An 11952-nucleotide genomic window follows, 5' to 3' on the forward strand; every position below is an offset into this window, starting at 1 on the left:
AGCCGACGACAGCGAAAGGGCCGGAGTGCCATGACCACTCAGCCGCTCCTCCAGGTGAGGAATCTGCGTGCCTACATCGGCACACCACGAGGGACCGTCCGGGCCGTGGACCGCGTGTCCCTGGACCTGGATGAAGGCCGGGCACTGGGCGTCGTCGGCGAGTCCGGTTCCGGCAAGTCCGTGATGGCCAAGGCCGTCATGGGTCTGATGCCGCCCCGGTCCGCGCGGTCCGGCGAAGTGATCTTCCGCGGCCGCGACCTGCTCGCGCTGGGCAAGAAGGAGCAGCGTGAGGTCTGGGGCAAACAGATCGCGATGGTCTTCCAGGACCCGGGGCGCTCGCTCAATCCGGTGGTGCGGGTCGAGCGCCAGCTCACCGAAGGCATGCGCAAGCATCTGGGAGTCAGCAGCTCCGAGGCTCGGGGCCGGGCCCTCGACCTCCTGAAGGAGGTCGGGGTGCCCGACCCCGAGCGGCGGCTGCGCAACTATCCGCACGAGATGTCCGGCGGCATGCGGCAACGCGTGATGATCGCGATCGCGCTCGCATGCGAACCGGACTTGCTCATCGCGGACGAACCCACCACCGCCCTGGACGTGACGATTCAGCGCCAGATCCTCGATCTGCTGCGCCGCGTGCAACGCGAACGCGGCATGTCGATGATGCTCATCAGCCACGACCTGGCGGTGGTGGCCGGTCGCACCGACCGGGTCTCGGTGATGTACGCCGGTCGCCTCGCGGAGGTCGGATCGACCCGGGAGGTGTTCGAGGCGCCCCGGCATCGCTACACACACGCGTTGCTGGGAGCGACCCCGACCATCGACCACACTCGGCACGCACCGCTGCAGTTGATCGACGGTTCGTTGCCCGACCCCACGGCGCCACCGGGAGGATGCCGATTCGCTCCCCGGTGCGCACACCGCCTCGACGAGTGCGACACCGCCGGCCCGGATCTCGAATCCGTGGGAGCGGATCATCTGGTTGCGTGTCTGAACCCGGTTGCCCTTGCGGCACCGGCACTTTCGGGAGGTCGCTGACATGGCCGGTAGTGGTTCCGCGCACCTGCGCGGTGAGCAGGCGCTGCTGAGCGTGCAGGATCTCGTCGTCGAATACCCGACCGGGTCCGGGACGGTGCAGGCGGTCTCGAAGATCAGCTTCGACGTTCTGCCGGGCGAAACCCTCGGCATCGTGGGCGAATCCGGCTGCGGGAAGTCCACGACGGGGCGAGCCGTCCTGCGCCTGGACCGGTTGACGTCCGGACGTATCCGGTTCGGTGACGACTGGATCGAGGAGGCCGGCGAGAAACAGATGCGCGCGCTACGGCGCGACATGCAGATGATCTTCCAGGACCCGGTGGCGTCGCTGAACCCGCGGCGCAGCGTCGGGGACATCGTCGTGGAAGGGCTTGCGGTCGCGGGTGTCCCGAAGGACGAGCGGGCCGCGACGTCGGCGTCGGTGCTCGGCCAGGTCGGGCTCGGAAGCGACCGTTTCGCCGGCATGCTTCCGCGGCAGTTGTCCGGTGGGCAGGCACAGCGCGTGGCGATCGCCCGCGCGCTGGCGCTGAATCCGCGCCTGCTCATCTGCGACGAACCCGTCTCCGCTCTCGATGTGTCCGTGCAGGCGCAGATTCTGAATCTCCTCGAGGAACTCAAGGCGGAGTTCGATCTGACCGTCGTGTTCATCGCACACGACCTCGGCGTCGTCCGCACGGTCAGCGACAACGTAATGGTGATGTACCTCGGGAAGGTGTGCGAATTCGGGGATTCCGTCGAGGTGTACGACGACCCGGCACACCCGTACACTCGGGCCTTGCTCGATTCGGTTCCGTTGACCGACCCGGAGAAGGCGTTCGCCGGGCCGGCTCTGGAAGGGGACGTGCCGTCGCCGTTGGCGCCGCCCACCGGGTGCCGGTTCCGGACCCGGTGCCCGTTCGTGCAGGACCGGTGCGCCGACGAAGAACCCGAGATGCGGGAGGTGCGGACCGGTCGGTTCGTCGCATGTCATTTCCCGCTCGGCGGGGCCGAGGCGAATTCGAAGGAGAAGGTGTCGGTCGCATGAGCGGACGGGTAGCGGGCAAGGTCGCGTTGATCACGGGCGCGGCGCGGGGGCAGGGCCGTGCGTATGCGGTCCGGCTCGCGGAGGAAGGCGCCGACGTCGTCGTCGTGGACGTGTGCGCCGAGGTCGGGGACGTCGCCTACGCACCGGCGACACCCGAGGATCTCGAGGAGACGGTCCGGCTGGTGGAGAAGACCGGACGCCGCGTCGTGCCCGGGATCGTGGATGTGCGCGACCTGGATGCGCTGCGCGGGATCGTCGACGATGCGGTCCGGCAGTTGGGTCGCCTGGACGTGGTCGTCGCAAATGCGGCCATCTGCTCGGCCGCGCCGTGGAACGAAATGACCCCGCAGATCTTCGAGGACACGATCGGCACCAACGTCACGGGAGTGTGGAACACGGTCATGGCCGGTGCGCCGCACCTCGTCGAAGCCGGCGGCGGCTCGGTCATCCTGATCAGCTCGGCCGCGGGAATCAAGGTGCAGCCGTTCGCGATTCCGTACACCACGAGCAAGTTCGCGGTGCGGGGGATGGCCAAGGCGTTCGCCGCCGAACTCGCCCAGCACCACATCCGGGTCAACAGCGTGCATCCCACGGGTGTCAACACGCCGATGGTGAACGACGGTGCCCTCGGCGGGCAGATCTCGCGTGCGCTGGAGGGCAACACCCGGCTCGGCGCCATGATGATCAACATGATGCCGGTCGACATCGTGCAGCCCGAGGACGTTGCGGACACCGTGCTGTTCCTCGCGTCCGACGAGTCGAAGTACATCACCGCGCACGAACTCGCGCCCGACGCGGGCGTGACGGAGTACTGACCGATCATTCCCTGCCGGCCGGCTCCCGCGACGATGCGGGGGCCGGCCGACCGGGTCAGCTCGCGCGGGTTTCGGGGCGGCGCAACCGGTTGTCGCAGATCTCGAGGAGTTGATGTGCGAGGGACGGTGAGAGCTGGCTCCAGCGCGGGCTGGTCAGGATCGCTCGCAGCCGGTGGAAGAAGACGGTGGGGCTGACCCCGAACTCGACGAAGATGTCCTCGTCGGGGCCTCCGTCCCAGTGGCGCCATTTCGTGGCGAACGCGAGTATCGCGGTTTCGTCGGTCATTTGGGGTCCCTCCTTCGCGGGATCAGGGATCGGCCGGGTGCGGGGGACGGTGTCACCGCACCCGGCCGACGTGTGTAGCGGGAGCGCGTCAGCGCAGCTGGTCCTTCATCACCTTGCCGGTGGCGTTGAGGGGAAGGGCGTCGAGGAACTCGACGAATCTCGGCACCTTGAATCCGGCCATGCGTTCGCGGCTCCAGGAGATCAGATCTTCCGCTGCCACAGTTGTTTTCGGTACCACGAAGGCCTTGCCCACCTGCCCCAGGCGGTCGTCCGGGACACCGATGACGGCGACTTGATCGACGGCCGGATGGGTGAGCAGGAAACCTTCGATCTCGGCGGGGTAGGCATTGAATCCCCCGACGATGAACATGTCCTTCTTGCGGCCGATGATGCGGAGCCGGCCCGTGTCGTCGATCTCTCCGAGATCGCCGGTGTGCAGCCAGCCGTCCGCATCGATCGCCTCGGCGGTGGCACGAGGATCCTCGAAATAACCCTGCATGACGTTGTATCCGCGCATGAGCACCTCGCCGTCCTCGGCGATGCGCACCTCGATGCCGTCGCACGGCAGGCCGACGGTCGTCGCGATCTGCTCGAAACTGTCACCGCGGCGCGATGCCGTTGCGGTACCGCCCTCGCTGAGTCCGTAACCCGTCATGATCGTTTCGAAGGGCAGTTCGTCGCGGATCCGCCGGATCAGTTCGACGGGGATGTCGGCGGAGCCGGTCACCGCGGCGCGCAGGGACGACAGGTCGTGTCCTCTCGGCGCGGACAGCAGCGACTGGTAGAGCGTGGGTGGACCGGGGAGCATGGTGACCTTCTCCCGTTCCACCAGTGCCAGTACCTCGTCGATGTCGAGGACCGGCACCGGCAGAACGGTCGCGCCCCGGATCATGGATGCGATCAAACCTGCTTTGTACCCGAACATGTGGAAGAACGGGTTGACGATCAGATACCGGTCGCCTTCGCGCAGGTCGGCCAGATCGCACCACTCCGAGAACATCCGGAGCGTCTGGGCGTGGTTCATCATGACGCCCTTGGGTCGTCCGGTGGTGCCGGACGTGTACATGATGTCCGCGATGTCCTCACCGTCGACCGCGCATTCGTACGGTGCTCCGCCGGAAAGGAACCCGGATTTCAGATCGATCACGGGGATGTCCTCCGGAGCCTGGAAGTCCAGGCCGAGGAACCCCTTCTGGACCAGGACCGCCTTCGCGCCGCTGCGACGGATGATGTCGTCCGCTTCCTGCGTCTTGTACCGGGTGTTGACCGGGACGAGAATGCCTCCTGCGGTGAGGATTCCGAACGCCGCGACGATCCATTCCGCGGAGTTCGGTGCCCAGATCGCGACGCGGTCGCCCTTGTCGATACCGATGGAGGCGAATGCTCCAGCGGCACGCCGCACCCGGTCGACGAGTTCGGTGAAGGTGATCCGGAGGTCCCCGTCGACGACCGCTTCGGCATCACCGAAGCGGTCGCCGACGCTCAGGACCATCTCGGGGATGGTCCTGAAGGTCATACCCCGAGCAGCCTCGCGAGGTTGCCGCCCATGACCAGCTTCTGGTCCTCGAAGGGCAGATGCTGGATGTGGTCGATGTACGTCGTCGGCTGGGCCAGGCCCTCCGGGTGCGGGTAGTCGGAACCGAACAGCACGCGCTCGGCGCCGATGAGGGCGGTGAGCTTGCTGAAGTCCTCTTCCCAGAACGGGCTGACGTGGATGCTGCGCTTGATCGCCTCGACCGGATCCTGCATGCCGAAGCCCTCGGGGGCCTTCTTGTAGACGTCCCGGAGGGTTTCCAGCACGTGCGGGAGCCAGGAGGCGCCGTTCTCGATGACCGCGATCTTCAGCTCCGGGAAACGGAACAGCGCGCCGTGGCACACCCAGGACGCGACCGCATCCTGAATCGGACGCCACTCGCTGACCATGCGGAAGGCATTCGTCACGAACGGGAGCATCTCGGAGCCGGTGCCGTCCCATTCCTGGTTGTAGCGGGCGTAGCCGCTGTCCGAGGAGTGCTGGGTGACGAGCACGTCGAGCTCGACGACGCGCTTCCAGAACGGGTCGAACTCGGGCAGGGCGAACGACCGCGGGCCACGGAAGCCGGGGACCGGCGCCGGGCGGACCAGGATGGCCTTCGCGCCGCGCTCGACACACCACTCGAGCTCCTCGATCGCCTTCTCGACGATCGGGAGGCTGATCACCGGAACGGTGAAGATGCGGTCCTTGTAGTTGAATCCCCAGGTCTCGTACAGCCACTGGTTCAGCGAGTGCACGACCGCGTGGATCAGGTCCGGATCGTCACGCATGCGCTCCTCGACGAGGCTCGCGAGGGTCGGGAACATCAGGGTGCGTTCGATCTGGAGCTCGTCCATCAGCTCCAGGCGCGCCGCCGGCTCGCGGAACGCCGGGATCGACTTCATCGACTTGCCGAAGATCTCCCGCTTGCTCTTGCCCTCGGGATTGCCGTTCTTGAAGTAGTCCTCCATCGCGCCCGGTCGCGCGACAACCTCGAAGGTGGGATTGGGGATGTACTCGCTGATCTGGCCGCGGATCGCGATCTTCGTGCGGCCGTCGACCTGCACGTACTTGATCGCGTCCTTGTACTTGTCGGGGAGGAACTTGGTCAGGGCCTCCTCGGTCTCGTACAGGTGGTTGTCAGCGTCGAACAGCTGATACGGCAGCTCTTTCGGTGCCATGGAATCCTCCCTTTCTTTGTATGAGAATCCTATTCTCATTCTTGGGGTGTGGCAATGCCCAGACTCACGAGGTCCTGTTCACGAGGTCCTAAGGCTCCGGCGCACGAGGTACTTCTGCACCTTCCCGCTCGCGGTGCGCGGAAACTCGTCGACCCGGTGCAACTGCTCGGGCCACTTCTGTTTGGCCATTCCGGAGCGGTCGAAGTGGTCGCGGATCTCGTCCAAGGTCGGCATCGTCGCGCCCTCGTGCAGGCGGAGGACGGCGGCGGCGCGTTCGCCGAGGCGGTCGTCCGGCACCGCGACCACCGCGGCCTCGGCGACACCCGGGACCGTGAGCAGCACTTCCTCGACCTCGAGGGCCGCGATGTTCTCGCCGCCGCGAATGATCATGTCTGACTTGCGATCCGTGATCGTCAGATAACCGTCGTCGTCGAGCACCCCGATATCGCCGGTGTGGTACCACCCGTCCTCGTCGAACGCCGCGGCGGTGAGTTCGGGGTCGGTGTAGCCGACGCACAGATCCGGTCCGCGGCTGAGGATCTCACCGTCCTCGGCCAGCCGGATCTCCACGCCGGGCGCCGGCGTGCCGTCGGTGAACAGGCGCTTGTCCTCCGGGGCGGTCGTGAGCGAACTCGTGATCGACGGGTGCTCGCTGCTCCCGTACGCGCGGAAGACGCAGATGCCCATCTTCGCGAGCCGGGTGGTCACGGCCGCCGGGACGGACGATCCACCCAGGCCCGCGTACCGCATGAACGGCAGGTGCTCCTCGCCGAAGTCGGGATGGTCGATCAGGCTCGTGACGAAGTAGGTCGCGCCGCCGCCGACGGTCAGTCCGTCGGACTTCATCAGTGCCAGGGCCTGCCCGGGGTCCCAGACGTCGGCGAGATTGATGGGCGACCCGTCGATCACGGGAATGAGGAAGGCGTTGACCATGCCGATGAAGTGACCGACCGGTGCCGCGGTGAGCTGCTTGCCGCGGTCGGCGGGGTAGCGGGCCGAGAGCTGCCGCGTCTCGCAACCGAGCGTGCGGTGACTGTGCACCACGCCCTTGGGGGCGCTCGTGGTGCCGGACGTGAACGCGATCAGCGCGGCTCCGTCCGGGTCGGCCGCGACGATGCCCTCCATCGGTTCGTCGCTCAGCAGGTCGTCGAAGTCGCGGCCCACGACGCCGACGATCGGGACGTGCTTACAGAGGTCGGGCTGGAACTCGGCCCGCCCGAACCGTTCCACGGCGACGAACACCTTGGGATTCGTCTGCTCGAGGATGTAGCCGACTTCCTTGCGTCCGTAGAAGTGGACGATGGGGACCACCGTGGCGCCGAGGAAGGACGAGGCCCAGAAGACCGCGGCGGCTTCCATCCAGTTGGGCAACTGGAAGGCGATCACGTCACCCGGACCGACCCCGCGGGCCCGGAGTCCGGCGGCGAGCCGGCGTGCGACCAGTTCGACGTCCCGGAAGGTTCCCGACCACGGCCGCACGGCCGAGTGCACCCGGAACTCGACATCGGGGGCGGCCGCGAGACCTCGGCCGAGCATGTCCCCGAGCGTGTCGTTCGTCCACCACCCCTCCTGCTCGTAGCGCGTGACCAGTTCGGTGGGGATATGCCGCATGCGAGAGCTCCAATGCCCGGGGACAGGGCCGCGCCGAGGGCTGCACGGAGCCTCGGCGGGCGTCGGTCCGATCGATTTTCAGCTGTGCGAGCATGTTATTCTCCGAAAATCAGAATGCCAATATCGCAACGGAGAGCAGCGCATGGTCGATCTCGAGCTTGAACAGGGCCTGGCGGTCATCACCATCGACCGGCCGGAGGCACGCAACGCGATCGCGCCGGAGACGATGGAACAGCTGGAGAAGGCCCTCGACGAAGCCGAGGGCGCGAAGGCGCTCGTGATCCGCGGTGGTGGCGACCGCGCGTTCGTCTCCGGCGGGGACCTCAAGGAGCTGAGCAAGCTCCGGACCGTGGAGCAGGCCGCCGAGATGGCCCGGCAGATGCGGACGGTGTGCGATCGGATCGCGACCTTCCCGGCCCCGGTCGTCGCCGCGCTCAACGGTCACGCGCTCGGCGGTGGCGCCGAGGTGGCGGTGGCCGCCGACATTCGGATCGCGGCCGACGACATCAAGATCGGCTTCAATCAGGTGTCGCTCGCGATCATGCCCGCGTGGGGCGGCGCCGAGCGGCTCTCCGCGTTGGTCGGCCGCGGGCGGGCGCTCATGCTGGCCGGCTCGGGCACCGTGCTCGACGCCTTCGAGGCCGAGCGGCTGGGTCTGCTGGACCGGGTGCTGCCGCGCGCGGCGTTCGACGAGGGCTGGCGTTCCCTCGCCCGCGCGCTCGCCAACGACCCGGCGGGCGAGATCAAGCGGGTGCTGGCCGGGGTGTCGGCGGAGGAGGCGATCTCCGCCTTCGCGCACCTGTGGGTGAAGGACGAGCACTGGGCGGCTGCCGACAAGGTTCTGAATCGGAGCAAGTGAGCAGGTCTCGCCTGCTTCGGGACGAAAGGCACGCAATCGGCTGCAATTCGACTGTGACGTCGACCACAATCGAGGGTGATCTCGTGTTGCTTCTGTGACCAGCAGGGGACAAGTGTGACCGACGAGGCGCCAAGCTTCGGGTAAATCGGACTCCGAAATGCTCTGCTGTCAAGCTCGCCACGCGGAAAACGCAGGAGTCGTTGTAGCCTGTGACGAAACCGTGATCTGTTTGTTACCAGATCGGCGTTCGACACAAGGAATCCGTTTTGCGTTACAACCCGAGCAACACCCAGTCCTGCTCCGCCCGTTCCCGGAAGGGCCGCGTCGCCGGGGGGCTCGTCGCGATACCGCTGGCCGTCGGTGCCTTCCTCGGCGCCGGGACCGTCGCGGCGAACGCAACCCCGAAGGCCGCGTCCGTCGAAGCTGCGGGATGGAGCCCGACGGCTGCAGCGAGCGTCACCGCACCGCAGGTGCTCGCCGTGCCCCGCACCGATCTGTCCGTCTACGTCGAGCAGCTCGGGCAGGCCGCGCAGCGCGAAGCCGAGCGCCTCGCCCAGGAGAAGGCCGAAGCCGAGCGCATCGCCCGCGAGGAAGCGGAACGCCACGCGCGGGAAGAGGCCGAACGCATCGCCCGCGAGGAGGCCGCGCGTCGTCCGGCAGTGTCGTTTCCGACCGACGGTACCTTCACGTCCGGCTTCGGCCCCCGCTGGGGAACCAACCACAACGGTGTCGACATCGCCAACGCGATCGGAACCCCGATCCGGGCCGTCACCGACGGCACCGTGATCGAGAGCGGCCCGGCGTCCGGCTTCGGACTGTGGGTGCGCGTCCAGCAGGACGACGGCACGATCGGCGTCTACGGCCACATCGACCAGTCGCTCGTCCGGGCCGGGCAGCCGGTCCGCGCCGGCGAGCAGATCGCCACCATGGGCAACCGCGGCCAGTCCACCGGCCCGCACCTGCACTACGAGGTGTTGCAGGCCAACGGCACCAAGATCGACCCGGCGCCGTGGCTCGCCGCACGCGGAATCCCGATCCCCGGAGCGAATCGCGGCTGAGCGCCGCACCATGATCCCGGGTTCGCGGTAATGCGAATCCACGGACCGGACAAACGGCGGCCGCCCCTCCACAACAGGAGGGGCGGCCGCCGTTCGTATGTCACCAGATCTTCACGCGCGCTTCCGGTTCCAGATACAGCGCGTCTCCCGGATTCACGTCGAACGCTTCGTAGAAGGCGTCGATGTTCCGCACCACGCCGTTGCACCGGAATTCCGGCGGCGAGTGCGGGTCGACGGCGAGCCGGCGGGTCGCCTCCTCGTTGCGAACCTTGGTGCGCCACACCTGGGCCCACCCGAAGAACACCCGCTGAAGACCGGTCAGCCCGTCGATCATCGGCGCCGGTTCGCCGTCCAACGCGATCTCGTAGGCCTTCAAGGCGATCGACAGACCGCCCAGGTCGCCGATGTTCTCGCCGATCGTGAAACTTCCGTTGACCCGCTGTCCCGGAAGGGCTTTCGGTTCGAACTCGTCGTATTGCGCGATCAACGCGGCGGTCCGCTTCCCGAATTCCTCACGATCCGAGTCGGTCCACCAGTTCTCGAGGTTGCCGTCGCCGTCGTACTTGGCGCCCTGATCGTCGAAGCCGTGGCCGATCTCGTGACCGATGACCGCGCCGATCCCGCCGTAGTTGGCGGCGTCGTCCGCGTGCAGGTCGAAGAACGGCGGCTGCAGGATCGCGGCGGGGAACACGATCTCGTTCATTCCTGGGTTGTAGTACGCGTTGACGGTCTGCGGCGTCATGAACCACTCGTTGCGGTCCACCGGGCCACCGAGTTTCGCGAGATCCCGGTCGTACTCGGCGGCGTACCCGCTGCGGTAGTTCCCGACGAGATCGGTGGGGTCGATGGTGACGGCCGAATAGTCGCGCCAGACGTCCGGGTAGCCGATCTTGGGCGTGAACTTGTCGAGCTTCTTCAGTGCGGCGGTCCGCGTCTCGGGGCTCATCCACTCGAGATCGGTGATGCTGCGCCGGTACGCCTCCTGCAGGTTCTCCACGAGCACCTGCATGTGTGCCTTCGCCTCGGCCGGGAAGTGCCGCTCGACGTACAGCTTGCCGACGGCCTCGCCGAGCAGATCCTGCACGAGCGAGACGCCGCGCTTCCAGCGTTCGCGGTTCTCCTGCGCGCCGGTCATGGTGCGTCCGGAGAACGCGAAGTTCTCGTCCACCAGCGCTTCGGTGAGATACGGGGCCCGTGCCCGCAGCACCCGCCAGGTCGCCCAGATCTTCCAGTCGTCGAGCGACTCCTCGGTCCACACCCGGGTGAACACGTCCAGGAAGCTCGGCTGCCGGACCACGATCTCGGCCCACTGCGCGGGCGTCGACCCGAGGCCGGCGATCCAGCCGGACCAGTCGAAACCGGCGTGTTCGGTGAGCAGTGCGTCGAGCGTGGTCAGGTTGTATGTCAGGTCGGCATCGCGGCGCTTGACGACGTCCCAGTGCCCGCCGGCGAGCTTCGTCTCGAGTGCGAGAACCCGCTGCGGATCGTGGTCCAGACCGGCGAGCGCGAACATGCGGCCGATGTGGGCGACGTATTCGTCGCGGATCTCGGCGTAGCGGTCCTCGCGGTAGTAGGACTCGTCGGGCAGCCCGATGCCGGACTGGGCGACGTGCATGAGGTAGCGCTCGGAATTCTTCGAATCGGTGTCGACGTAGTGTCCGACGGCGCCGCCCACACCGACCCGCTGCAACTGTCCGAGGACCGCGGCCAGGGCCGCCCGGTCCGCCGCGCCGGCGATCGAGTCGAGTTCGGCGGCGATCGGGGTGAGGCCCAGCGCCTCGATTCGCTCGGTGTCCATGAAGCTGGTGAACAGGTCGCCGATCTTCCGGGCGTCGGTACCGGCCGGGGCATCGGACGCGGCGGCCTCCTCGATGATCGTCCGCACGTCGACCTCGGCCTTGTCGGCGAGCGTGCGGAAGGCGCCGTCGAGCGCGCGATCGGCGGGGATCTCGTGGGTGGCGAGCCAACGGCCGTTGACGTGCTCGAACAGGTCGTCCTGGGCGCGGGTGCCCTCGTCGACGTGGCTGAGGTCGATGCCGGAGTGCCGTGCCTCCGAGTGCTGGGCGATGCTCATGAGCTTCATCCTTACACCGAAATGCGGACCGGTGCAGACGGGTGCTGTCACAACCGGCGGCTGTTGATGCACCGAAGGCGCCGATGGCGGTTGCATACCGGTCGTACGATCGTGGACGGGCCATCGACACGAGCAGGATCTGGAGAGCACGGCCATGACCGCGGATGCAGTACCGTCGACGGAGATGATCGTCGATCCCCGATTCCTGCAGGTCGCCGATCGATTCTTCCGGATGTTCCGTACACGGTCGCAGGGCGGTGGTGCCCTGGCCGTCTATCTGTACGGGGAGCCGGTCCTCGACATCTGGGCCGGGTGGGCGAGCCGCGACCGCCGGTGGGCGCACGACACGATCGCGTTGTCCTTCTCGACCGGCAAGGGCGTGGCCAGCACGGTGCTGCACCGCCTTGCCGAACGCGGCCTCGTGAAATACGACGACCCGGTCGCCACGTACTGGCCGGAGTTCGGTGCCGCCGGCAAGGAAACGATCACGATCCGCGAACTG

The 11952-nt window shown here is 67.3% G+C and carries 11 protein-coding genes; 6 read left to right on the top strand and 5 right to left on the bottom strand.

From position 1 onward, the window contains the following. The first annotated feature begins 30 nt into the window (after window positions 1-30). The 3 genes from I0Q12_RS30370 to I0Q12_RS30380 are packed head-to-tail and all read left to right on the top strand — an operon-like array spanning window position 31 to window position 2868. Window positions 31-1032: an ABC transporter ATP-binding protein gene (locus tag I0Q12_RS30370; RefSeq protein ID WP_197257588.1), complete on the top strand. Its 1002-nt coding sequence runs from the start codon at window positions 31-33 to the stop codon at window positions 1030-1032. Between the two features lies 1 nt (window position 1033). Then, a complete protein-coding gene (locus tag I0Q12_RS30375) occupies window positions 1034-2053 on the top strand; it encodes an ABC transporter ATP-binding protein (RefSeq protein ID WP_197257590.1) in 1020 nt (339 codons plus the stop codon). Then, complete coding sequence (locus I0Q12_RS30380; protein WP_197257592.1) at window positions 2050-2868, top strand: mycofactocin-coupled SDR family oxidoreductase; 819 nt, start codon at window positions 2050-2052, stop codon at window positions 2866-2868. The genes I0Q12_RS30375 and I0Q12_RS30380 overlap by 4 nt, the downstream gene beginning before the upstream one ends. 55 nt (window positions 2869-2923) lie before the next feature. Here I0Q12_RS30380 and I0Q12_RS30385 read toward each other — a convergent pair whose 3' ends face one another. The 4 genes from I0Q12_RS30385 to I0Q12_RS30400 form a co-directional block, all read right to left on the bottom strand. Then, complete coding sequence (locus tag I0Q12_RS30385; protein WP_197257594.1) at window positions 2924-3154, bottom strand: DUF3263 domain-containing protein; 231 nt, start codon at window positions 3152-3154, stop codon at window positions 2924-2926. A gap of 88 nt (window positions 3155-3242) precedes the next feature. Next, window positions 3243-4670 (bottom strand): FadD3 family acyl-CoA ligase, encoded by a 1428-nt coding sequence (locus tag I0Q12_RS30390; RefSeq protein WP_197257596.1) that lies wholly within the window; start codon window positions 4668-4670, stop codon window positions 3243-3245. Further along, the gene (locus I0Q12_RS30395) at window positions 4667-5848 is read right to left on the bottom strand and encodes an amidohydrolase family protein (protein WP_197257598.1); all 1182 of its coding nucleotides are present in this window, start codon (window positions 5846-5848) and stop codon (window positions 4667-4669) included. The genes I0Q12_RS30390 and I0Q12_RS30395 overlap by 4 nt, the downstream gene beginning before the upstream one ends. A gap of 78 nt (window positions 5849-5926) precedes the next feature. Next, window positions 5927-7459, bottom strand: a complete 1533-nt coding sequence (locus I0Q12_RS30400; protein ID WP_197257600.1) for an AMP-binding protein — start codon at window positions 7457-7459, stop codon at window positions 5927-5929. 142 nt (window positions 7460-7601) lie between these two features. On the opposite strand from I0Q12_RS30400, the gene I0Q12_RS30405 reads away from it, so the two are divergent. Then, the gene (locus I0Q12_RS30405) at window positions 7602-8318 is read left to right on the top strand and encodes an enoyl-CoA hydratase/isomerase family protein (protein ID WP_197257602.1); all 717 of its coding nucleotides are present in this window, start codon (window positions 7602-7604) and stop codon (window positions 8316-8318) included. Window positions 8319-8662: 344 nt separating this feature from the next. Further along, window positions 8663-9376, top strand: a complete 714-nt coding sequence (locus tag I0Q12_RS30410) for a M23 family metallopeptidase (RefSeq protein ID WP_374069003.1) — start codon at window positions 8663-8665, stop codon at window positions 9374-9376. 100 nt (window positions 9377-9476) lie between these two features. Here I0Q12_RS30410 and I0Q12_RS30415 read toward each other — a convergent pair whose 3' ends face one another. Next, window positions 9477-11450 carry a M13 family metallopeptidase gene (locus I0Q12_RS30415; RefSeq protein WP_197257606.1) on the bottom strand — a complete coding sequence of 658 codons (1974 nt, stop codon included), beginning with the start codon at window positions 11448-11450 and terminating at the stop codon, window positions 9477-9479. A gap of 154 nt (window positions 11451-11604) precedes the next feature. Here I0Q12_RS30415 and I0Q12_RS34380 point away from each other — a divergent pair. Next, a partial coding sequence (locus I0Q12_RS34380; RefSeq protein WP_231611732.1) for a serine hydrolase domain-containing protein occupies window positions 11605-11952 on the top strand: 348 nt, incomplete at its 3' end.

This window comes from Rhodococcus sp. CX, assembly GCF_015865005.1.
In the GTDB taxonomy this organism is placed as follows: domain Bacteria; phylum Actinomycetota; class Actinomycetes; order Mycobacteriales; family Mycobacteriaceae; genus Rhodococcus.